At 57.4% G+C, this 21,304-nt stretch carries 36 protein-coding genes; all 36 read left to right on the top strand.

The features are described 5' to 3' along the window. Positions 1 to 19 precede the first annotated feature (19 nt). The gene (gene rplD, locus HMPREF1153_RS01360) at positions 20 to 643 is read left to right on the top strand and encodes a 50S ribosomal protein L4 (RefSeq protein ID WP_006191719.1); all 624 of its coding nucleotides are present in this window, start codon (positions 20 to 22) and stop codon (positions 641 to 643) included. Then, positions 643 to 924, top strand: coding sequence for a 50S ribosomal protein L23 (rplW, locus tag HMPREF1153_RS01365; RefSeq protein WP_009645115.1), 282 nt, complete (start codon positions 643 to 645; stop codon positions 922 to 924). Before rplD ends, rplW begins: the two co-directional genes overlap by 1 nt. Before the next feature lie 25 nt (positions 925 to 949). Continuing rightward, positions 950 to 1,774 carry a 50S ribosomal protein L2 gene (gene rplB, locus HMPREF1153_RS01370; protein WP_009645099.1) on the top strand — a complete coding sequence of 275 codons (825 nt, stop codon included), beginning with the start codon at positions 950 to 952 and terminating at the stop codon, positions 1,772 to 1,774. Between the two features lie 49 nt (positions 1,775 to 1,823). Next, positions 1,824 to 2,105: a 30S ribosomal protein S19 gene (gene rpsS, locus HMPREF1153_RS01375; RefSeq protein WP_009645084.1), complete on the top strand. Its 282-nt coding sequence runs from the start codon at positions 1,824 to 1,826 to the stop codon at positions 2,103 to 2,105. Between the two features lie 23 nt (positions 2,106 to 2,128). Further along, positions 2,129 to 2,461, top strand: a complete 333-nt coding sequence (rplV, locus tag HMPREF1153_RS01380; RefSeq protein WP_009645138.1) for a 50S ribosomal protein L22 — start codon at positions 2,129 to 2,131, stop codon at positions 2,459 to 2,461. Between the two features lie 16 nt (positions 2,462 to 2,477). Beyond that, positions 2,478 to 3,149, top strand: a complete 672-nt coding sequence (rpsC, locus tag HMPREF1153_RS01385) for a 30S ribosomal protein S3 (RefSeq protein WP_006191728.1) — start codon at positions 2,478 to 2,480, stop codon at positions 3,147 to 3,149. Continuing rightward, positions 3,149 to 3,598, top strand: a complete 450-nt coding sequence (gene rplP / locus HMPREF1153_RS01390; protein WP_009645139.1) for a 50S ribosomal protein L16 — start codon at positions 3,149 to 3,151, stop codon at positions 3,596 to 3,598. The genes rpsC and rplP overlap by 1 nt, the downstream gene beginning before the upstream one ends. Then, positions 3,588 to 3,800: a 50S ribosomal protein L29 gene (rpmC, locus tag HMPREF1153_RS01395; RefSeq protein ID WP_006191731.1), complete on the top strand. Its 213-nt coding sequence runs from the start codon at positions 3,588 to 3,590 to the stop codon at positions 3,798 to 3,800. The genes rplP and rpmC overlap by 11 nt, the downstream gene beginning before the upstream one ends. Positions 3,801 to 3,828: 28 nt before the next feature. Beyond that, on the top strand, positions 3,829 to 4,086 hold the full coding sequence (gene rpsQ, locus HMPREF1153_RS01400) for a 30S ribosomal protein S17 (protein ID WP_006191734.1): 258 nt from the start codon (positions 3,829 to 3,831) through the stop codon (positions 4,084 to 4,086). Positions 4,087 to 4,119: 33 nt separating this feature from the next. Next, positions 4,120 to 4,488, top strand: a complete 369-nt coding sequence (gene rplN, locus HMPREF1153_RS01405; RefSeq protein WP_009645106.1) for a 50S ribosomal protein L14 — start codon at positions 4,120 to 4,122, stop codon at positions 4,486 to 4,488. Between the two features lie 14 nt (positions 4,489 to 4,502). Further along, positions 4,503 to 4,835 carry a 50S ribosomal protein L24 gene (gene rplX / locus HMPREF1153_RS01410; protein WP_009645091.1) on the top strand — a complete coding sequence of 111 codons (333 nt, stop codon included), beginning with the start codon at positions 4,503 to 4,505 and terminating at the stop codon, positions 4,833 to 4,835. Positions 4,836 to 4,856: 21 nt separating this feature from the next. Next, entirely contained in the window at positions 4,857 to 5,396 is a 540-nt protein-coding gene (gene rplE, locus HMPREF1153_RS01415; protein WP_009645131.1) for a 50S ribosomal protein L5, read from the top strand. Between the two features lie 17 nt (positions 5,397 to 5,413). Continuing rightward, a complete protein-coding gene (locus HMPREF1153_RS01420; protein ID WP_009645105.1) occupies positions 5,414 to 5,599 on the top strand; it encodes a type Z 30S ribosomal protein S14 in 186 nt (61 codons plus the stop codon). A gap of 35 nt (positions 5,600 to 5,634) precedes the next feature. Then, on the top strand, positions 5,635 to 6,033 hold the full coding sequence (rpsH, locus tag HMPREF1153_RS01425; protein WP_009645148.1) for a 30S ribosomal protein S8: 399 nt from the start codon (positions 5,635 to 5,637) through the stop codon (positions 6,031 to 6,033). An 18-nt stretch (positions 6,034 to 6,051) separates the two neighbouring features. Then, complete coding sequence (gene rplF, locus HMPREF1153_RS01430) at positions 6,052 to 6,603, top strand: 50S ribosomal protein L6 (protein WP_009645095.1); 552 nt, start codon at positions 6,052 to 6,054, stop codon at positions 6,601 to 6,603. Positions 6,604 to 6,631: 28 nt separating this feature from the next. Continuing rightward, positions 6,632 to 6,991, top strand: coding sequence for a 50S ribosomal protein L18 (gene rplR, locus HMPREF1153_RS01435; protein ID WP_009645159.1), 360 nt, complete (start codon positions 6,632 to 6,634; stop codon positions 6,989 to 6,991). 19 nt (positions 6,992 to 7,010) lie between these two features. Continuing rightward, positions 7,011 to 7,541, top strand: coding sequence for a 30S ribosomal protein S5 (rpsE, locus tag HMPREF1153_RS01440; protein ID WP_006191759.1), 531 nt, complete (start codon positions 7,011 to 7,013; stop codon positions 7,539 to 7,541). A gap of 12 nt (positions 7,542 to 7,553) precedes the next feature. Then, positions 7,554 to 7,733, top strand: a complete 180-nt coding sequence (rpmD, locus tag HMPREF1153_RS01445; protein ID WP_006191760.1) for a 50S ribosomal protein L30 — start codon at positions 7,554 to 7,556, stop codon at positions 7,731 to 7,733. A gap of 25 nt (positions 7,734 to 7,758) precedes the next feature. Further along, positions 7,759 to 8,199 (top strand): 50S ribosomal protein L15, encoded by a 441-nt coding sequence (rplO, locus tag HMPREF1153_RS01450; protein WP_009645157.1) that lies wholly within the window; start codon positions 7,759 to 7,761, stop codon positions 8,197 to 8,199. Then, positions 8,200 to 9,456: a preprotein translocase subunit SecY gene (gene secY / locus HMPREF1153_RS01455; protein WP_009645098.1), complete on the top strand. Its 1,257-nt coding sequence runs from the start codon at positions 8,200 to 8,202 to the stop codon at positions 9,454 to 9,456. A 13-nt stretch (positions 9,457 to 9,469) separates the two neighbouring features. Then, on the top strand, positions 9,470 to 10,114 hold the full coding sequence (locus tag HMPREF1153_RS01460) for an adenylate kinase (protein ID WP_009645085.1): 645 nt from the start codon (positions 9,470 to 9,472) through the stop codon (positions 10,112 to 10,114). A 172-nt stretch (positions 10,115 to 10,286) separates the two neighbouring features. Further along, positions 10,287 to 10,505 (top strand): translation initiation factor IF-1, encoded by a 219-nt coding sequence (infA, locus tag HMPREF1153_RS01465; RefSeq protein WP_009645081.1) that lies wholly within the window; start codon positions 10,287 to 10,289, stop codon positions 10,503 to 10,505. Between the two features lie 44 nt (positions 10,506 to 10,549). After that, the gene (gene rpmJ / locus HMPREF1153_RS01470) at positions 10,550 to 10,663 is read left to right on the top strand and encodes a 50S ribosomal protein L36 (protein WP_005842139.1); all 114 of its coding nucleotides are present in this window, start codon (positions 10,550 to 10,552) and stop codon (positions 10,661 to 10,663) included. Positions 10,664 to 10,677: 14 nt separating this feature from the next. Further along, a complete protein-coding gene (gene rpsM / locus HMPREF1153_RS01475; RefSeq protein ID WP_006191768.1) occupies positions 10,678 to 11,052 on the top strand; it encodes a 30S ribosomal protein S13 in 375 nt (124 codons plus the stop codon). Positions 11,053 to 11,068: 16 nt separating this feature from the next. Beyond that, a complete protein-coding gene (gene rpsK, locus HMPREF1153_RS01480; protein WP_006191770.1) occupies positions 11,069 to 11,461 on the top strand; it encodes a 30S ribosomal protein S11 in 393 nt (130 codons plus the stop codon). 18 nt (positions 11,462 to 11,479) lie between these two features. Beyond that, entirely contained in the window at positions 11,480 to 12,073 is a 594-nt protein-coding gene (gene rpsD / locus HMPREF1153_RS01485; protein ID WP_009645113.1) for a 30S ribosomal protein S4, read from the top strand. 62 nt (positions 12,074 to 12,135) lie between these two features. Next, positions 12,136 to 13,095, top strand: a complete 960-nt coding sequence (locus HMPREF1153_RS01490; protein WP_009645117.1) for a DNA-directed RNA polymerase subunit alpha — start codon at positions 12,136 to 12,138, stop codon at positions 13,093 to 13,095. A 14-nt stretch (positions 13,096 to 13,109) separates the two neighbouring features. Beyond that, positions 13,110 to 13,448: a 50S ribosomal protein L17 gene (rplQ, locus tag HMPREF1153_RS01495; RefSeq protein ID WP_009645152.1), complete on the top strand. Its 339-nt coding sequence runs from the start codon at positions 13,110 to 13,112 to the stop codon at positions 13,446 to 13,448. Between the two features lie 171 nt (positions 13,449 to 13,619). Beyond that, entirely contained in the window at positions 13,620 to 14,564 is a 945-nt protein-coding gene (nikB, locus tag HMPREF1153_RS01500; protein WP_037369440.1) for a nickel ABC transporter permease, read from the top strand. Further along, positions 14,561 to 15,379, top strand: a complete 819-nt coding sequence (locus HMPREF1153_RS01505; protein WP_009645140.1) for an ABC transporter permease — start codon at positions 14,561 to 14,563, stop codon at positions 15,377 to 15,379. The genes nikB and HMPREF1153_RS01505 overlap by 4 nt, the downstream gene beginning before the upstream one ends. Before the next feature lie 31 nt (positions 15,380 to 15,410). Then, positions 15,411 to 16,967 carry an ABC transporter substrate-binding protein gene (locus tag HMPREF1153_RS01510; protein ID WP_009645119.1) on the top strand — a complete coding sequence of 519 codons (1,557 nt, stop codon included), beginning with the start codon at positions 15,411 to 15,413 and terminating at the stop codon, positions 16,965 to 16,967. Next, entirely contained in the window at positions 16,964 to 17,731 is a 768-nt protein-coding gene (locus tag HMPREF1153_RS01515; protein ID WP_009645124.1) for an ABC transporter ATP-binding protein, read from the top strand. The genes HMPREF1153_RS01510 and HMPREF1153_RS01515 overlap by 4 nt, the downstream gene beginning before the upstream one ends. A gap of 19 nt (positions 17,732 to 17,750) precedes the next feature. After that, entirely contained in the window at positions 17,751 to 18,539 is a 789-nt protein-coding gene (locus tag HMPREF1153_RS01520; RefSeq protein ID WP_232208157.1) for an ABC transporter ATP-binding protein, read from the top strand. A 1-nt stretch (position 18,540) separates the two neighbouring features. Further along, entirely contained in the window at positions 18,541 to 19,287 is a 747-nt protein-coding gene (locus HMPREF1153_RS01525) for a class I SAM-dependent methyltransferase (protein ID WP_009645104.1), read from the top strand. Positions 19,288 to 19,374: 87 nt separating this feature from the next. Next, entirely contained in the window at positions 19,375 to 20,244 is an 870-nt protein-coding gene (locus tag HMPREF1153_RS01530) for an Rpn family recombination-promoting nuclease/putative transposase (protein WP_009645080.1), read from the top strand. Between the two features lie 338 nt (positions 20,245 to 20,582). Next, positions 20,583 to 21,304, top strand: a 722-nt coding sequence (locus tag HMPREF1153_RS12195) for a hypothetical protein (RefSeq protein WP_009645071.1), incomplete at its 3' end; no start/stop codon positions are given.

Raw genomic sequence — 21,304 nt, forward strand, 5'->3', positions numbered from 1 at the left:
GAAGGAGGATTGCTAACTTATGCCAAAAGTAGCAGTTTATAATAGCGCAAACCAGCAGGTTGGCGATATCGAATTGAATGACAGCGTCTTCGGCGTGGAGATGAATGCCGGTCTCGTGCATCAGGCCGTCGTCATGCAGCTCGCATCGCGCCGTCTCGGCACGCATGCGACGAAGACGCGCGGCCTCGTGAGGGGCGGCGGAAGGAAGCCGTGGAGACAGAAGGGCACGGGTCGTGCGAGAAGCGGCTCGACGCGCTCGCCGCTGTGGGTCGGCGGCGGCACGGTCTTCGGCCCGCAGCCGCGCTCGTATGCTTTCCGCATGCCGAAGAAGCAGCGCCGCCTCGCGATCAAGTGCGCGCTCTCGGACAAGGTGGCGAGCGGTGATTTCATCGTCCTCGACGACCTTCAGTTCGATGCCCCGAAGACGAAGAGCGTCGTCAAGATGCTCGGCGATTTCGGCGTCGATGCGAAGAGCCTCATCATCACGCTCGATGAGAACGAGAACGTCGAGCTTTCTTCGCGCAACATCCCCGGCGTCAAGGCGATCAACACGATGGGCCTCAACGTCTACGACATCCTGAACCACACGAAGCTCTTCATCACGAAGGCTGCGATAGAAAAGATTGAGGAGGTGCTCGCATAATGGACGCACGCGATATCCTCATCCGCCCGCTGATCACAGAGAAAAGCACCCAGCTCATGGAGGAAGGCAAGTATGTCTTCGTCGTCGCCAAGAAAGCGAACAAGATCGAGATCGCCAAGGCGGTCGCTGAGGTCTTCAACGTGAAGGTCGCAAACGTGAACACGGTCAACGTCAGCGGCAAGATGAAGCGCATGGGTCGCTTCGTCGGCAAGCGCTCGGACTACAAGAAGGCGATTGTGAAGCTCGCTCCGGGCGAGACGATCGAGTTCTTCCAGGCATAAAATCGAGCAAAGGAGGTAAAAAGAAGTGGCAATCAAAAGTTTCAAACCTTATTCCGCAGGCCGCAGGTTCATGACGGTCGCGTCGTTTGACGAAATTACGACGGACAAGCCGGAAAAATCCCTCGTCGAGAGCCTCAAGAGTCATGGCGGACGCAATCAGCAGGGCCGCATGACGGTTCGCCATCAGGGCGGCGGTCACAAGCGCCGCTACCGCATCATCGACTTCAAGCGCACGAAGGACGGCATCCCCGCCCGCGTCGCGACGATCGAGTACGATCCGAACCGCAGCGCACGCATCGCTCTTCTGAACTACGCGGACGGCGAGAAGCGCTACATCCTCGCACCGAACGGCCTCAAGGTCGGCGACAAGGTGGAGTCGGGCGCAGAGGCTGACATCAAGGTCGGCAACGCGCTTCCCATCAAGAACATTCCTGTCGGCACGATGATCCACAACATCGAGCTGAAGATCGGCAAGGGCGCACAGCTCGCAAGAAGCGCCGGCAGCGCCGTGCAGCTCATGGCGAAGGAGAACGACTACGCGCTCCTGCGTCTTCCCTCGGGCGAGCTTCGCAAGGTGCACATCAACTGCCGCGCGACGATCGGCCAGGTCGGCAACCTCGAGCATGAGAATATCACGATCGGTAAGGCGGGGCGCAACCGCTGGCTCGGCAAGCGTCCGGAGAACCGCGGCGTAGCGATGAACCCGAATGACCATCCGCACGGCGGCGGCGAGGGGCGCAGCCCGGTCGGCCGCAAGCATCCGGTCACGAAGTGGGGCAAGTGCGCGATGGGCGCCAAGACGCGCCGCAAGAAGGCGTCGGACAAGCTCATCGTGCGTGGCCGCAAGTAATTCGTGGGGGAAGGCAGCTCAGGCTGCCTGAGCGGAAGGAGGATATATTTTGTCGAGATCAGTCAAGAAGGGGCCTTTCGTACAAGAAAGTCTCGTGAAGAAAATTGACGCGCTCAATGCGGCGAACGACAAGAAGGTCGTGAAGACGTGGTCGAGGAGTTCCACGATCCTGCCGGATTTCGTGGGTCACACGATCGCCGTGCACGACGGCCGCAAGCACGTTCCTGTATATGTGACGGAAGATATGGTCGGACACAAGCTCGGAGAGTTCGCTCCGACGCGCACGTTCAAGGGCCATGCCGGCGAAGAGCGCAAGACTTCGCTGAGATAAGAGCGAAAGGAGGCATTTCCCCTTTGGAAGCAAAAGCTACAGCCAAGTATGTACGGATTGCGCCGCGCAAGGTGCGTGTCGTCATGGATCTCATCCGTGGCAAGAACATCGCCGAAGCTTTCGCAATCTTGAAGTTCACGCCGAAAATCGGTGCGGACGTCATAGAGAAGGTATTGAAATCCGCCGTTTCCAATGCCGAGAACAACTTCGACATGAATGTCGACAAGCTCTACATCAAGACGGCTTATGTCGATCAGGGCCCGACACTCAAGCGCATCCACCCGCGTTCTCGTGGGCAGGCGTTCAAGATTTTGAAGCGCACGTCCCACGTTACCGTCGCCGTGGAAGAAAGATGAGGAGGAGGGAAAAGGTTTGGGTCAGAAAGTAAATCCGAACGGCATCCGCATCGGCATCGTCAAGGATTGGGATGCAAAATGGTACGCAGATAAGGACTTTGCAGACAACCTGCATGAAGATATCAAGATCCGCAAGTATTTGAAAGACAGTCTCGGCGCTGCCGGCGTCTCGAAGATCGAGACGGAGCGCTCGAAGAACCGTCTGAAGCTCACGATCCATACGGCGAAGCCCGGCATGGTCATCGGCCGCGGCGGCTCGGGCATCGAGCAGATCAAGGAAGGCCTCAAGGGCAAGACGGAAAAGACGGTCGACATCAACATCTCCGAGATTCGTCAGCCTGATCTCGACGCGACGCTCGTCGCCGAGAACATCGCGCAGCAGCTGGAGCGCCGCATCGCGTTCCGCCGCGCCATGAAGCAGTCGGTCGGCCGCACGATGCGCCTCGGCGCCAAGGGCATCAAGGTCAAGGTTTCGGGTCGCTTGGGCGGCGCGGAAATCGCCCGAAGCGAGGCATATCGCGAGGGCAGCATTCCGCTGCACACGCTGCGCGCCGACATCGACTACGGCACGGCGGAAGCCCGCACGACGTACGGACGCATCGGCGTCAAGGTCTGGATCTTCAAGGGCGAAATCCTTCCAGAAAAGAAGCAGTCCAAGAGGGCTGCCGCTGAAGGGAGCGAAGCTTAATGTTATTACCGAAGAGAGTCAAATACCGCAAGCAGTTTCGCGGACGCATGAAGGGCAAGGCACATCGCGGCAACACGGTCAGCCACGGTGAGTTCGGCCTTGTGGCTCTGGAGCCGGCTTGGATCACGAATCGTCAGATCGAAGCCGCCCGTATCGCCATGACGCGCTACATCAAGCGCGGCGGCAAGGTCTGGATCAAGATTTTCCCCGACAAGCCGGTCACGGCGAAGCCGGCCGAGACCCGCATGGGCAGCGGCAAGGGCTCGCCCGAGTACTGGGTGTGCGTCGTCAAGCCCGGTCGTGTGCTCTTCGAGATGGACGGCGTGTCGAAGGAAGTCGCCATGGAGGCCATGCGCCTTGCAGGCCACAAGCTGCCGATCCGCACGAAGTTCGTCACGCGCGAGGAGTCACTGAAAGCAGCAGAGGGCGGTGAAGTAAATGAAGGTTAATGAGATACGCGACTTGAATGCCGGGGAGCTTGTTGAAAAGCTCGCTTCGCTCAAACAGGAGCTGTTTAACCTCCGTTTCCAGCACGCTACCGGCCAGCTGGAGAATCCGATGCGTATCAAGGAAGTCAAGAAGTCGATCGCGCGCGTCAAGACGGTGCAGCGCGAACTTGAGAATCAGGACGTTTGCTTGGCGAAGAATTGATTGATATGCAGAGGAAGGAGGCTCTTTGATGAGCGAGAGAAATGAACGCAAGACGAGAGTCGGCAAGGTCGTAAGCGACAAGATGGACAAGACCGTCGTCGTCGCCGTTGTCGACATTGAGCAGCACAAGCTCTATAAGAAGGCCGTCAAGAAGACGGTGAAGTTCCAAGCGCACGACGAGAACAACGAGGCGCATGTTGGCGATACGGTGGCTCTGATGGAGACCCGCCCGCTCTCGAAGCACAAGCGCTGGAGAGTCGTGAAGATCGTCGAGAGGGCGAAATAATTTCGCCACGATCTCGAAAGGGAGGTTCATACATTGATTCAACAGCAGACCATGCTGAATGTTGGCGACAATACGGGCGCGAAAGAGATCATGTGCATCCGCGTGCTCGGCGGCTCGTACCGCAAGTATGCCAACATCGGTGATGTTATCGTGGCTGCCGTCAAGGCAGCGGCCCCCGGCGGCACGGTCAAGAAGGGCGATGTCGTCAAGGCTGTCGTCGTTCGAAGCGTCAAGGGCATCCGTCGTCGGGACGGCTCTTACATCCGCTTTGACGAGAACGCCGCCGTGCTCATCAAGGAAGACAAGACGCCGAGAGGAACCCGTATTTTTGGCCCCGTGGCCAGGGAGCTGCGCGAGAAGGATTTCATGAAGATCGTTTCCTTGGCTCCTGAAGTTCTTTGATAGGAGGCGCTATTTTGTCACAGGTGAAACTGCACGTAAAGAAAGGCGACACGGTCGTCGTCCTCGCAGGCAAGGACAAGGGCAAAGAGGGCAAGATCGTCGAGGCTCTGCCGAAGAAGGGCAAGGTCGTCGTCGAGGGCGTGAACAAGGTGAAGCGCCATACGAAGCCGAGCCAGAAGTACCCGCAGGGCGGCATCATCCAGAAGGAAGCCCCTCTGAACGCCTGCAAGGTCATGCTCGTATGCCCGGCCTGCAAGAAGGCGACGCGCACGGGCAAGAAGGAAGTCAACGGCAAGATGGTTCGCGCCTGCAAGAAGTGCGGCGAAGTCATCGACCAGACGAAATAATTGAGGAAGGAGGAGCACGGTTTGGATAGATTACAGGAAAAGTACAAGAACGAAGTTGTGCCTGAGCTCACGAAGAAGTTCGGCTACAAGAACATCATGCAGCTTCCGAAGATCGAGAAGGTCATCATCAACATGGGCGTCGGCGAAGCCGTCGGCAATCCCAAGGCTCTTGACTCTGCGGTCAACGATCTGACGATCATTGCGGGACAGAAGCCCATCCTGACGCGCGCGAAGAAGTCGCTTGCCGCCTGGAAGCTCAGGGAAGGCATGCCGATCGGCACGAAGGTCACGTTGCGCGGCACGCGCATGTACCAGTTCCTCGACAAGTTCATCAACGTCGCCCTGCCGCGCGTCCGCGACTTCCGCGGCGTGAGCAGCACGGCTTTTGACGGCCGCGGCAATTATGCGGTCGGTCTCAAGGAGCAGCTCATCTTCCCCGAGATCGAGTACGACAAGATTGACAAGCTGCGCGGCATGAACATCGTCATCGTCACGACAGCAGAAAAAGACGAAGAGGCGCGCGAGCTCTTGAAGCTCATGGGCATGCCCTTCAAGGCTTGAAGAAGGAGGTATGAACTGTGGCTAAGAAATCGATGATCGAAAAGTGGAGCCAGCAGCCGAAGTTCAAGGTGCGCCAGCACAACCGCTGCAAGATCTGCGGTCGTCCGCATGGCTACATGAGGAAGTTCGACATGTGCCGCATCTGCTTCCGCGAGCAGAGCTACAACGGCGCCATTCCCGGCGTGACGAAAGCCAGCTGGTAAACTACGAAACGTATGAAAGGGAGGATATCGGTTCCATGGTAATGACTGATCCTATTGCAGATATGCTGACGCGCGTTCGCAACGCGAACTCCGTCTACCACTCCAAGGTGGAGATTCCCGCCTCCAAGATCAAGAAGGCGATCGCCGAGGTCTTGAAGGAAGAGGGCTTCATCAAGGATTACACCTTCACGGCAGACTCGAAGCAGGGCATGCTGACGGTTTTCCTCAAGTACGGCCCCGCACGCGAGAAGGTCATCACGGGCATCAAGCGCATCTCGAAGCCCGGTCTTCGCGCTTATGCGAAGCACGATGAGCTGCCGCGCGTCCTCGGCGGACTCGGCATCGCCATCATCTCCACGTCGAAGGGGATCATGAGCGACAAGGAAGCCCGCAAGGCCGGCCTTGGCGGCGAAGTCGTCGCCTATGTCTGGTAAACGTCTGGAGGTGAAAAGATGTCGAGAATTGGCAGAGCACCGATTGAGATTCCCGCTGGCGTAACCGTCAAGATCGAGGAAGTCAACAAGGTGACAGTAAAGGGTCCGAAGGGCGAGCTTTTCCGCGAGCTTCATCCGGACATGAAGATCGCGGTCGAGGGCAATGTCCTCACGGTCACGCGTCCGTCGGACGACAAGGAGCACCGCTCCCTGCACGGCCTCACGCGCACGCTCATCAACAACATGGTCATCGGCGTGACGGAAGGCTTCAAGAAGACGCTTGAAATCAACGGCGTCGGCTATCGTGCCGCGAAGCAGGGCAAGAATCTGAACCTTTCCTTGGGTTTTTCCCATCCCGTCATTGTCGAGCCGCCCGCAGGCATCACGCTTGACGCACCCAGCGCGACGAGCATCGTCGTTTCGGGCATCGACAAGGAAGCTGTCGGCGCCATCGCTGCAAAGATCCGCAGCTATCGTCTGCCTGAACCGTACAAGGGCAAGGGTATCAAGTACGAGGGCGAGCACATCCGCCGCAAGGTCGGTAAGGCCGGCGCCAAGGCGAAGAAATAAGGCAGCTTAAAGGAAAGGAGTGACCATAGTGCTGATCAAGGCAGACAAGAACAAGGCAAGGCAGAAGCGCCACCTGCGCGTCCGTAACCACGTTTCGGGCACGGCAGAGCGTCCGCGCCTCAACGTATACAGAAGCCTCGCGAACATCTACGCGCAGGTGATTGACGACGAGAAGGGCGTGACGCTCGTCTCGGCAAGTTCGAAGGACAAGGGATTCTCGAACTACGGCGGCAACATCGAGGCCGCGAAGGCTGTCGGCGCTGCTGTCGCGAAGCGTGCGCTTGAAAAGGGCATCACCGAGGTTGTCTTTGACCGCGGGGGCTACATCTACCACGGTCGCGTCGCGGCGCTCGCAGAAGCAGCGCGCGAGGCAGGCCTCAAATTCTGACTTGCAAGGAGGTAAATGAATGGCTAGAATGGACAGGAACCATGACAGGGACCGGGACAGAAACAACGAGACTCCTGAATTTGAGGAGAAGGTCGTTTACATCAACCGCGTCGCCAAAGTCGTCAAGGGCGGCCGCCGTTTCTCCTTCAGTGCCCTCGTAGTCGTGGGCAACAAGAAGGGCAAGGTTGGCGCAGGCCTCGGCAAGGCGAGCGAGGTGCCCGAGGCAATACGAAAGGGCATCGAGGACGCGAAGAAGAACCTCATCGAGGTTTCCTTGAAGGATACGACGATTCCGCACGAGATGATCGGCATCTTCGGTGCAGGCCGCGTGCTCTTGAAGCCCGCCGCCAAAGGTACCGGCGTCATCGCGGGCGGCCCTGCGCGCGCCGTCTTGGAGCTTGCGGGCATTCGCGACATCCTTACGAAGTCTCTTGGCTCGTCGAATCCGAACAACATGGTTCGCGCCACGGTCAAGGGTCTCGAACAGCTCAAGCGTGCTGAAGCGGTCGCTGAACTGCGCGGCAAGACGGTGCAGGAACTCTTAGGTTAAGGAGGAAGTTCGATGGCAAAGGTTAAAATCACTCTTACGAGGAGCCTCATCGGTCGTCCCGAGACGCAGAGAGCCACCGTTCGTTCGCTCGGACTTCGTAAGCTCAACTCGTCGGTGGAGCGTGAGATGAACGACGCATTGAAGGGGCAGATCCACAAGGTCGAACATCTCGTGAAGGTCGAGAACATATAAGAAAGAACAAGGAGGTGCAAGCAGTATGAAGTTACATGAATTGTCCCCGGCGCCCGGCTCCAAAAAGACGCGCAACCGCGTGGGGCGCGGCATCGGCAGCGGCAACGGCAAGACCGCAGGCCGCGGGCACAAGGGTCAAAATTCGAGGAGCGGCGGCGGCGTCCGCACGGGCTTCGAAGGCGGCCAGATGCCGATCTACCGCAGGCTTCCGAAGCGCGGCTTCAACAATGTGTTCCGCAAGATTTATGCGGAGGTCAACATCGAAACCTTGAACCGCTTTGAGGACGGCACTGTCGTCGATCCCGTCGCACTCGTCGAAGAGGGCATCCTGAAGAACGTCCGCGACGGCATCCGCATTCTCGGCAAGGGCGAACTCACGAAGAAGCTCACGGTTCGCGCCAACGGCTTCACGAAGTCGGCGGAAGAAAAGATCAAGGCGGCAGGCGGACAAGTCGAGGTGATCTGATTGTTTTCAGCCCTTGCGAACATCTACAAGATTCCGGAGCTAAGACAGAAGGTCATCTTCACGCTCATCATGTTCGCCGTGTTCCGGCTCGGTACGCACATTCCTGTGCCGGGCGTTGATCCGTCAGCCATTGAGCAGCTGTTTGCCACGGGCAACCTGTTCGGCCTGTTGGATCTCTTTTCCGGCGGTGCATTCAGCAAGTTTTCCATCTTTGCGATGAGCATCACGCCGTACATTAACGCGTCGATCATCATGCAGCTTCTCACGGTTGTCATTCCGACTTTGGAACAATGGTCCAAAGAAGGGCAGGAAGGGCACAAGAAAACGACGAAGGTCACACGCTACTTGACCGTAGCGCTCGCCTTTTTCCAGGCTGTCGGCATGTCGATCGGTCTGAAGCAGGCGATCTTGAATCCCAATCCCGTCTCTATTCTGATCATCGCGATCACCTTGACGGGAGGCACGATATTCCTCATGTGGATCGGCGAGCAAATCACGGCGAACGGCGTCGGAAACGGCATATCGCTTATCATCTTTGCCGGTATCGTCGCAGCATTGCCGAAGAATCTCGGCACGATCTACAGTTATTTGCAGGCGGGGACGATCAGCTATTTCAACGCATTCGTCTTTGCCGTCATCGCTCTCTTGATGATCGTGTTCGTCATTTACATCCAAGAGGGCAACCGCAGAGTCCCGATTTCCTACGCGAAACGGGTCGTCGGAAAAAAGACGTATGGCGGAAGTTCCAGCCATATCCCGCTGAAGGTCAATCATGCGGGAGTCATCCCAATCATCTTTGCGTCATCCGTGCTGATGTTTCCAGTAACCGTCGCCCAGTTTATTGAAGTTCCCTGGGTGACCACACTCGCCGGTTATTTTGCGTGGGGCACACCGCTGCAGACAAGCATCTACGCGCTGCTCATCATCTTCTTCACGTACTTTTATACCGCGGTTACTGTAAAGATATCGGATATGGCAGAGAACCTGAAAAAATACGGTGGCTTCATCCCGGGCATACGTCCGGGCAAGCCGACGGAAGAATATCTCGATACTGTCATGACGCGCATCACGCTGGCAGGCGCGTTCTTCCTGGCATTCATCGCAGTGCTGCCGAACCTCGTCGCGGGCGCGACCCACATCGAGGGTGTGTACTTCGGCGGCACGGCACTGCTCATCGTCGTCGGGGTTGCGCTGAACACGATGAAGCAGATCGAATCCATGGTGGTCATGCGCCATTACCAAGGTTTCATGAAATAGGAGGAGTCCTTTGATGCATATCCTGTTAATGGGTCCGCCGGGCGCCGGCAAAGGCACGCAGGCGGCCAATCTCGTGAAAGAATTTGGCATTCCGCACATCTCGACGGGCGACATGTTCCGCGCCGCCGTGAAGGAGGGGACGGAGCTTGGGCTACAGGCGAAGGCCTGCATGGACGCCGGCAAGCTCGTGCCGGACGAGGTCACGATCGGCATCGTAAAGGAGCGGCTCGCGAAGCCCGACTGCAAGAAGGGCTTCATCCTCGATGGTTTTCCGCGCACGGTGGAGCAGGCGGATGCTCTTACGGGCATCCTCAAAGAGCTGGGGCTATCCCTCACCGCAGCCCTCAACATCACGGTGCCGGCAGCGGACCTCATCGAGCGTGCTGTCGGACGCCGCATCTGCAAATCCTGCGGCGCGACGTACCATGTGAAGTTCAACCCGCCCCAGAAGGCGGGGGTTTGTGACACATGCGCGGGCGACCTCTACCAGCGTGCAGATGACAGCGAGGAGACGATGAAGAATCGCCTCTCCGTTTACGAGGCGCAGACGAAGCCCTTGATCGCCTACTACGAGAAGGCAGGCGTCTACAAGGAGATCGACGGCAGACAGGCCATTGACGATGTCAAGGCCGCCATGCTCGCCGCCTTGAAGGACTGAGCTGCGTGTCCGAGAGCCACCGAACGATAAAGACGCGAGAGCGTCACGGCGGGCGCGGGTTTGGCGTCCGAGAAAATACGATGTTGGGCATGGGCAATTCCCGATGCGGAACGCTCCTTTCACGGAAGATGGACAGCTTTCGCCCAACCCAATTTCAGAGAGGGAGAAGCTCATGTCAAAACAAGATGTAATCGAAGTTGAGGGCAAAGTGCTGGAAGCGCTGCCCAACGCGATGTTTCAAGTCGAGCTGGAAAACGGTCACGTCGTCCTGGCGCACGTCTCGGGGAAGATCCGTATGAATTTCATCCGCATCCTTCCCGGTGACAAGGTCACGATTGAGCTTACGCCTTACGACCTGACGCGCGGCCGCATCACCTATCGTTTTAAGTAGACGCGGCCGCTATTCGGCAGGCAGCGCAGAAGGAGGCAAAGTCAATGAAAGTCAAGCCGTCCGTCAAACGGATTTGCGAAAAATGCAAGATCATCAAGCGCAAGGGACGCGTCATGGTCATTTGCGAAAACCCGAAGCATAAGCAGAGACAAGGTTAAGGAGGTGCTTTTCTATGGCACGTATCGCCGGTGTGGATTTACCGCGTGACAAGAGAATCGAGATTGCTTTGACATATATCTATGGGATCGGCCTGACGACCTCCCAGAAGCTTCTGAAGCTGGCAGGCGTCAACCCCGACACGCGCACGCGCGACTTGACGGAAGACGAAGTCGTGAAACTGCGCGACGTCATCGACAAGGAGGCGATCGTCGAGGGCGATCTTCGCCGTGAGCGTCAGATGGCGATCAAGCGTCTCGTCGATATCGGCTGCTACCGCGGTCGTCGTCACCGCCTGGGACTTCCCGTGCGCGGACAGAACACGAAGAACAACGCCCGCACGAGGAAAGGTCCCCGCAAGGCCATCGCAGGCAAGAAGAAGGACAAATAAAAGGGAGGGTCATTGAGTGGCAGTAAAGAAAACGACGCGGACGAAGAAAAAAGACCGCAAGAACATTGAATATGGCGTTGCGCATATCAGCTCCACCTTCAACAACACGATCGTCACGCTGACGGACAAGAGCGGCAATGCCCTCTCGTGGGCGAGCGCGGGCGGCCTCGGCTTCCGCGGCTCCAGAAAGAGCACGCCGTTCGCTGCACAGATGGCGGCAGAAGTCGCGGCGAAGGCCGCGATGGAGCACGGCTTGAAGCAGGTCGAGGTCTATGTCAAGGGTCCCGGCGCCGGCCGTGAAGCCGCAATCCGCTCCCTGCAGGCGACGGGTCTTGAAGTCAACATGATCAAGGACGTCACCCCGATTCCGCACAACGGCTGCCGTCCGCCGAAGCGCAGAAGAGTTTGATGGAGGTGCAGAAGAAATATGGCTATTGATAGATCCGCAACCCTCAAGCGGTGCCGTTCGCTCGGCATTGAGCCGGGCATGGTCGGCATCAGCCGCCAGTCCAAGCGTCAGCCGCGCCGCCAGGCCCGCAAGGTCAGCGAGTATGGCATGCAGCTCAAGGAAAAGCAGAAAGCGAAGTTCATCTACGGCGTTTTGGAAAAGCAGTTCCGCAAGTACTATGAAAAGGCGAAGACGATGCCGGGCGTCACGGGTGAGAACCTCCTCGGTCTCTTGGAGCGTCGCATCGACAACGTCGTATACCGCCTCGGTCTCGCGCAGACGCGCCGTCAGGCTCGCCAGCTCGTGACGCACGGTCACATCCGTGTCAACGGCAAGCGCCTCGATATTCCGTCCGCGCTCGTTCGTGCCGAAGATGAGATCACGATCGATGAGAAGAGCCGCTCGAATGCGTTCTTCAAGGCGCTCGCCGAGAACTACAAGCCTCTGAACCTTCCCGCATGGCTCACTGCCGACGGTGCGAAGCTCAGCGGTACGGTCACGCGCTATCCGAGCCGCGATGAGATCGACGTCCCCGTCAACGAGCAGGCGATCGTCGAGCTGTACTCCAGATAATCTCTTGCCGGTATTTTCAATATGATTGACTGCATGAGAACAATGGAGGAGGGTTATCCCAGATGATCGAGATCGAAAAGCCAAAGATCGAGATAGTGGAAATCAGCGAAGATAATCGTTATGGGAAGTTCGTCTGCGAGCCTTTGGAGCGTGGCTACGGCACGACCCTCGGCAACAGCTTGCGGCGCATCCTCTTGTCATCCCTGCCGGGCGCTGCGATCACTTCGATCCGCATCGACGGCGTACTGCACGAGTTTTCCACCATTCCGGGCGTCCGCGATGATGTGACGAACATCGTGCTGAACCTCAAGTCGCTCTGCTTCAAGATGTACAGCGAAGAGCCGCGCGTTCTTCGCCTCGATGTCAAGGGTGAGAAGGAAGTCACGGCGGCGGACATCATCACCGATCCCGACGTTGAGATCTTGAACCCCGATCTTCACATCGCGACGCTTAACGAGGACGGAGAGCTGCACATGGAAATGACCGTTGAACGCGGCAAAGGCTATGTGGCAGCGGAGAAAAATAAGAAGCCCGATCATGTCATCGGCGTCATTCCGATCGACTCCATCTTTTCCCCGATTCAGCGCGTCAACTACACCGTGCAGGACACGCGCGTGGGCAACGTCACCGACTATGACAAGCTCATCCTCGAAGTGTGGACGGATGGCTCCATCCGCCCCGAAGAGGGCGTGAGCCGCGCGGCGACTATCCTCATCTCGCACTTTAAGCTCTTCCAAAATATGGCGGGCATTCCAGAGATTGAGGAAGAGGAGGAGATTGTTCCTCCCGAGCCTGAGGAGCCGGACGCTTCCAAGGTTCTTGAGACGACGATTGACGATCTTGACCTCTCTGTTCGCTCTTTCAACTGCTTGAAGCGCGCGAACATCAATACGGTCGCAGATCTTGTCTCGAAGACGGAAGAAGACATGATGAAGGTCAGGAACCTCGGCAGGAAATCCTTGGAAGAAGTCAAGAAGAAGCTCGAGGAATACGACTTGACATTGAAGAAAGAAGAAGAATAAGAGAGGGATAAACCATGAGCTATAGAAAATTAGGGCGTAATTCGAGTGCCCGTAAGGCACTCTTCCGCAGCATCCTGGCCTCCTTCTTCAAGCATGAACGCATCGAGACGACGGAAGCGAAGGCGAAGGAAGTCCGAAGCCTCGCGGAAAAGCTCATCACGCTGGCAAAGCGTGGCGATCTTGCCGCCCGTCGTCAGGCGATTGCCGATATTGGCGATGAAGAAGCAGTCCGCAAGCTCTTTAGCGATATTGCAGGCAAGTACACGGAGCGTCAGGGCGGCTACACACGCATCCTGAAGCTTGGCCCTCGCCGCGGCGATGCCGCGCCGATGGCGCTTTTGGAGCTTGTCTGAAGACCCGCTGAAAGTAAGAAAGCAAGGAACGGGAGTCTCACCTATAAGGTGGGACTCCGCATCCTTGCTTTTTTGTTATGACATGAAAGAGGCAGCTTAATCTTTTCGGGAAATTTTCTATGAAATGTTTTGTGTAGGAAAGATGAGAGGCTTTGCGAATGGTAGAAAATGATGAAGAATTATATAATCGGACGATTCCTGCAGATGGTGCCGATGCTTTTGTGCATCACATTTTTGGCGTTCGCCGCGATGCGGTTGGCAGGCGACGATGCCGTTGACTTGATGTATGAGAAGTCGGGCGGTGTGACGGAGGAGGTCAAGGCGGCGAAGCGTGCGGAGCTGGGCCTCGATCAGCCGTTCCTCGTGCAGTACGGAGTATGGCTCAAAGGGGCTGTCACGGGGGATATGGGAAAATCGTATATCTCGGGCAAACCGGTATGGGAGACGTTCATGGAAAAGCTGCCGGCGACGCTCTACTTGATGCTTGCTTCCGTCCTCATGACGCTCGCTTTCGCCGTGCCTCTCGGTATCTTGGCGGCGGCACGGCAGAATCGCTGGGTAGATGTTCTCATTCGCATCGGCACCTTTGTCGGCAATTCTTTGCCGAATTTTTTCGTGGGGCTTTTGCTCATCTATGTCTTTGCCGTACGACTTGAGTGGCTGCCGATCTTGGCGAAGGCGGGCGATGGGCGCGCCGTCCTTCTGCCTGCGCTGACCTTGGCGATTGCCATGGGCGCGAAGTACACGCGCCAGATTCGCACCGTGGTCTTGGAGGAGCTGGCGAAGCCGTACGTCGTGGGGGCGCGTGCACGCGGTGTGAAGGAACGCACGATCCTTGTGAAAAGCGTGCTGCGCAGCTCTCTCGTGCTCATCGTCACGCTGCTCGCACTGTCGATGGGCTCTCTTCTCGGCGGCACGGCGATCGTCGAGACGATTTTCCTTTGGGACGGTGTGGGAAAAATGGCGGTCGAGGCGGTCTTGGCGCGCGATTATCCGCTGGTTCAGGCGTATGTGGCATGGATGGCGGTGATCTATGTCGTGCTGAATCTTGCGGCGGATATTTTTTACCGTCTGCTCGATCCGCGCGTCGGCTATGAAAAGGCAGGGGCATTATGACGGTGCACAGGTATCGCCCGCTGCTGCCATACGCGGCAGCTGTGAGCGTCGTGCTCATCGTCGCCGCCTGTGCACCGCTCTTGACGCCGCATGATCCGTATGCACAGGATTTGGAGCAGGCGCTTCTCGCGCCGAGCGCCGAGCATCTTCTGGGGACGGACCGCTACGGGCGCGATCTTTTGTCGCGCGTCCTCGTGGGCGCACAGACGACGCTCGGTTCGGCGCTGGCGCTGCTGCTCTTCGTGAGCTGCGCGGGCAGTTTGATCGGCGCGGTCTCGGGCTATCGCGGCGGGCGGCTCGACGCCTTTTTCATGCGGCTCGCCGATCTGCTGCTCGCGTTTCCGCAGCTTGTCTTTGCACTTGCAATCGCGGGTGCTTTCGGCGGCGGGCTTTTTTATGCGGCGGCGGCTCTCGCGTTTCTTGGCTGGGCGAAGTATGCACGCATCGCGCGCGGCTTGACGCTCTCTTTGTGTGCACTGCCGTACATGGAAGCAGCGCGCATGGCGGGCGGCAGTTCTCTCTTCGTGCTTCGCCATCACGTCCTGCCGAATATCGCGGGACCGATTCTCGTCACGGCGTCGCTCGACCTCGGCACGCTCACGATGGAGCTGGCGGGACTTTCGTTTCTCGGGCTCGGCGCGATGCCGCCGACGGCGGAGTGGGGTTCGATGATGAGCAGCGGGCGCAGCATGCTGCAGACGACGCCGTGGGTCATCTTAGCGCCGGGGGCGGCGCTCACTCTCACGGTGGCGGCGTTCAACCTGTTCGGCGACAAGCTGCGCGACGTGTTGGCACCGAAGGAATTAAGTAAGTAAGCGAGTAGGAAAAAGAGGAGGCTACAGGAAAATGAAGCTGAATAAGAAGAAATTGGTGGCAGCTTTGGCAGGGCTTTTCGCGGCGGCGATTTTCGCGGGCTGCGGTGCGGATAAGAACGAGGCGGCAGGGGAGAAAGTCTTTACCTACGGCACGATGTCGTATGGCGCGGCGATGGAGAATGCGGGCACGAACCCGCATGTTTCCTATAACGGTTGGAGCACCCTGCGCTACGGCATCGGCGAGACCTTGTTCCGCTTCAATGAGAAGATGGAGCCTGTGCCTTGGCTTGCCGAGAGCTTTGAGCAGGTCGATGAATATACGATGAAGATCAAGCTGCGCGACGATGTCGTGTTTTCCAACGGCAAGAAGATGACGGGCGAAGCGGTCAAAGCGTGCTTGGAAGATCTCGTGGCAAAGCATGACCGCGCACCGAAGAATCTGAAGCTCAAGTCCATCACGGCGGACGGACAGACCGTCACCCTCGTATCGAGCGAGAAGATGCCGACGCTCATCAACGCATTGGCAGATCCCTATGCCTGCATCATCGACATGGAAGCGGGAGAAAAGGATCGCATCGTCGTCGGCACCGGCCCGTATGTGGCGCAGAAGGTCACCGATACCGAGATGGAACTTTCGAAAAACGAGAAGTATTGGGGCGCTGTCAAGCCGAAGCTCGACAAGATCATCGTCAAGAGCATTGCCGACGGCGATACGCTGACGATGGCAATGCAGAGCGGTGAGCTTGACGCCGCGCAAGGTCTGCCCTATGCGAGTTTGGAGCTTTTCCAAAAGGACAGCGCAAAGTACAAGATCAGCCAAGCCGATACGTCGCGCGTCTATCAGGCGGCGTTCAACTACAAGACGCTCGAGCTGCAGGATGTGCGCGTGCGTCGGGCGATTTCTATGGCGCTCGATAAGGAGAACTTCTGCAAGGTACTGCTGAAGGGCAACGGTACGCCTGCGGTCGGTCCATTCCCCAAGAGCATGCCTTTCGGCGGTGATGCCGTGCGGGCGGCCGCCTACGACTTGGAGGGGGCGAAGGCGCTCTTGAAGGAGGCTGGCTACGAGGATACGGACGGAGACGGCTATGTGGATCAGGGCGGCAAGAATTTGGAGCTTCGCTATCTGACGTATCCGTCGCGTCAAGAGCTGCCGATCCTCGCCGAATCGCTGCAGGCGAATCTCAAGAAGATCGGCGTCAAGCTGAATGTCAATTCGACGGATAGCTACAAGTCATTCTTGAAGAGCGGCGACTACGATATATTCGCCAAAGCGCTCGTAGCGGCGCCGACGGGCGATCCCGAGTATTATTTCCTGGGCAATCTCCTCAAGGATGCTGTCGATAACAACGGCTTTTACTACAGTCCGCAGGTGGAAGAGCTCGCCGCCAAGCTGCACAACACCTACGGCGCCGAAGCACGCGCTGCGCTTGCCGTCGCGATGGAGCAGCAGGTCTTGGATGACTGCGCCGTTCTCTACGCATCGCACCTGCGCATGAGTCTCGTGATGAAACCGGGCATCGAAGGCCTCAAGGCGCATCCATCCGATTACTATGAGGTCAGCGCGGATTTGGAGAAGAAATCGTGAGCGATGCACCGCTCCTCGCCGTGCGGGATCTCACGGTTTCGTACGGCGAAAAGCAGGCGGTGCGCGGCGTGAATTTTTGCCTGCATCGCGGGGAGATCCTCGTCCTTGCGGGGGAGTCGGGCAGCGGCAAGAGCACAATTCTGCGGGCGGTCATGGGCATCTTGGACACGAGCGTCTGTACGGGAGAAATCCTTTGGGAAGGGACGGATGTTCTGCAGCTTGCCAAGGATGCACGGCGAAAACTTGCAGGCGAAGAGATCGCGATGGTTTTTCAAAATGCAGGCGCGTCCTTTTGCCCCGTACGCACGATCGGCAGTCAGCTCTATGAGAGCGTATGCGCGCATAGGGCGTGGAGCTATGCCGAGTTTCGCGAACGAGCCGAGGCGCTGATGGCGCAGATGCAGCTTCCGCGTGCAGTGCTCGACGAGTACCCGTTCCGCCTGTCGGGCGGCATGGCGCAGCGCGCAGGCATCGCCGCTGCGATGCTCCTGCAGCCGAAGCTCATCTTGGCGGACGAGCCGACTTCGGCGCTCGACGCGCTGACGCAGGTGCGCGTGGCGAAGGAACTCATGGCGCTTCGCCGACGCATGGGCGTCGCGATGCTTCTAGTCACGCATCACATGGGGCTGGCGTATCACATGGCGGATCGCATTCTCGTCTTGCGGCGCGGGGAGACGGTGGAGCAAGGTGCGCGGGAGGAAATCTTCCGCCATCCGAAGGAAGCCTATACGAAGGAACTGATCGCCGCCGTGCCGAGATTGTAGGTGGAATGGTACCGTGGAAATGATTTTGAAAGCCGAAGGGCTGGTAAAATCCTTTGGAAAGGGGGCAGCGCAGCGGCGCGTGCTGGAGAGCGTGGACTTCTCTGTTGCGGCGGGCGAGTGTCTGGGTATCGTCGGGCAGAGCGGCTGCGGCAAGAGTACCGCCATGCGCATCACCGCACGCCTTTTGGATGCGGACGAAGGGCGCATCTCCTTTTGCGGCAAGGACATCACACATACGCGCGGGCGCGAGCTTCGTGAAGTGTACGGCGCGATGCAGATGATTTTCCAAATGCCTGAGGATTCTTTCGACCCCAGAAAGACGCTCGGTTGGAGCATCGCCGAGCCGCTTCTGCGGCACGGTTGGAAAAAGGAGCGTCGCAAGGAGCGCGTGGCGGAGCTCTTGCAAGAGGTGGGGCTCGGAACGCATTTTGCCGTGCGCTATCCGCACGAGGCAAGCGGCGGCGAATGTCAACGCGCCACTATCGCGCGCGCCTTGACGCTCTCGCCGAAACTTCTGATCTGCGATGAGGTGACGAGTGCGCTCGACGTTACGGTGCAGGCGCAGGTCGTGCGCCTCCTGCGCCGCATCTTGCAGGAGCAGGGGGCGGCGTGCCTCTTCGTCACGCACGACCTCGCTCTCCTGCCTGCAATCGCTGACCGCGTCATCGTCATGCACGGCGGCAAGGTTGTGGAGGAAGGAACGGTGCAGGAGATCGTGCATCAGGCGAAGTCGCCTCATACGCAGGAGCTTTTGGCGGCAGATTTTTTCCGTTTGCCGCGAGAGGAAGATGGAGGGGAGACAACATAGGATGAAAACGAAGGAAATGATAGCGAGAGAAGAAGCGCTGGGAAAGCGGATTGAAAGCTACTGGGACGCGAGGAGTCCGAAGTTCTCTGCCGTGCGGCGAAGGGAACTCGAAGGCTCCGACGCTGCACGTTGGCAAAAGTTCATAGCGTCTCATTTGCCCGAGAAAAAGCCGCTGCGCATCCTCGACGTCGGCACGGGTGCAGGTTTCTTTGTTGTGCTGCTTACGCGCATGGGACATGAGGTCACGGGCATCGACATGTCGGCGGGCATGATCGATGAAGCGCAGAAGAACCTCGCGGCGTTCGGCTGCCGGGCCGATCTTCGGAAAATGAACGCGCAGCAGCTTGACTTTTCGGACGAATTCTTCGATGTCGTCATCAGCCGCAACCTCACATGGACGCTGCCCGATGCGATGGAGGCGTACCGCGAGTGGCATCGCGTGCTCAGGGCGGGCGGCATGCTCTTGAATTTCGATTCGGATTACGGAAAGACGACATTTTCGGCGGCGGATGCTCGGGATTCTGTACACACGGGCATCGGAGAGGCGCTTCTCATTGAATGCAACAAGATCAAAGACGAGCTTCGCGTCAGCACGCACCGCCGTCCCCTTTGGGATGCAGATCTTCTTGAAAAACTCGGTTTTTCCGTGCAATACGACGCCGACATCGCGCCCCTTGTGCATGGTGACGAGAGCCTTCGCTATGACGATGTGCCGCTCTTCGGCATCTATGCGAAAAAGGTGCGGTGAGCGACGTAGGGGGAGAGAGGCGGCTCATTTCCTTGTCGTGCAGGAGACTTCATAGTATAATAAAAGAAACAAGATGGGAGAGAAGCTATGACTTGGAGCGAGAACGAAGAATGGCGGCAGAGGTTCCTAAAGGTTCTGGCAGGATTCCGCCTGCTCGATGACGACTTCATGACGGCAGTCTTCCGCAGTTTGGCATGCGTCGACCTGCTCCTGCAGATCATCTTGGATAAGCCGCAGATCAGGGCGACGAAAGCAATCGTGCAGGATACGCTGAAGAATCTACAGGGTCGCAGCGTGCGATTGGACATCCATGCATGGGCGGACGGGCAGGAATTCGACATTGAGATTCAGCGAGGCGGCAGAGGAGCGGCAAAGCGACGAGCCAGATACAACGCGAGCCTGATAGACGCCAATGCCCTGCATGTGGGCGAGGATTACAATGAATTGCCCGAGTCGTATGTGATCTTCATTACGGAGACGGATGTGCTCGGCGAAGGGTTGCCGATTTATATAGTTCGGCGCACGATTGAAGGAAGCGGCAAAGTTTTCGATGATGGATCGCATATTATCTACGTCAATAGCGCGATGGCAGATGAAGATACTCCGCTGGGCAGGCTGATGCACGACTTTCACTGTACGCGGCCGGAAGACATGTATTATGACGTGTTGGCGGAACGAATGAGGTACTTCAAAGAGACGGAGGAAGGAGCGAGCGCTATGTGTGAAGCGATGGAAAAACTCGCAAGGGATTTCGCAGGAGAACTTGCGAAAGAAGCCGAGGCACGCGGCATGGAGCGCGGCATGGAGCGCGGCATGGAGCGTGGTCGAGAAGAGCGAAACATTGCAGTCGTCCTCGGGATGCTGAAAGAGAAGCTGCCGCTGGAAATGATCGCGCGTGTGTCGGACATCTCCCTGGACAAGATTCGGGAGATCGGCAGACTGCACAGCCTGCTTTGAAAAAGACATGGGGCACGCAGATGATGCAGTCAAAGATTACACAAATTTTCTTAATGTGAGTAAACTACACGCACAAACGTCCACTTTGTGGACATTATGCGCTGCCCTTACAGAAGCTTAGCCAATCGGTCTACGCCTGCGGCTTGACCTCTTGGGGCTTCGTGGTAAAATTGGGAGAATAGTTTTAAGGGGTGCTGTCGATACAGCGCTTCTTTTTTTGTATAGATCCACATATCTTCATGGAAAACAATTGACTGTTAAATTTTAATGGGATATAATGGGACTATAAATCTATGAGTACCGAACGCCTGAGCTTCATGGGAAAGGGAGAGAAAGTCATGTTCAAGAAAGGGAATTCAAAACGCTGGAAAGCGCTTTCGCTGGCGGTTGCTTTGTATGTGGGGGGGGGACAACTGTCTTTTGAACATGTTGATGCTGCGGATGTGACGGGCGGGGATGTGACGTATAACACGGGGGACACGCTACCTGTTGATCCGATTGCGGGCGGAGCCATCACTCCTTCTTCCACGGATCCTGGAAATGTATATAGTAATAAACTGACGATTACTGGACTTAATATCAATGGACGTCGCCTATACGGTGGTTATACATCAGGACTTGGATTAGTTACAGGCAACGAAGTCATCCTGAAGGACACGATGGCGAGCGGGTCTCATGCGACTATTTACGGCGGATGGTCGGAAAAGAACAATGCGACAGGCAATACGGTCACGTTGACCGGAGCGGCTGGTGGAAATACGAACTATTATCTGAGCGTTTACGGAGGCGGCGGAACTGGCAGCGGCAAGGATCATGTGACGGGAAACCTCCTGCAGGTGAAGGGCAAGGGGAACGAGGTCTATAATGTCGGAAACTTTGAAAAGATGAAGTTCGTCCTTGATACTACCGTTGCAGCAGGAAATACGATGCTTCGCGGTATCAATACCGTCCAAGCATTTGATTGGGACAAGGTCAGCGTGGGCAATGCCTCGACATGGGGAACCGGCAGTGCGGGATCAAAACGCATCGTTCTTTATACGGGTTCCACACTCACCTTGAA

The organism is Selenomonas sp. CM52 (assembly GCF_000292955.1).
Taxonomy (GTDB): domain Bacteria; phylum Bacillota; class Negativicutes; order Selenomonadales; family Selenomonadaceae; genus Selenomonas.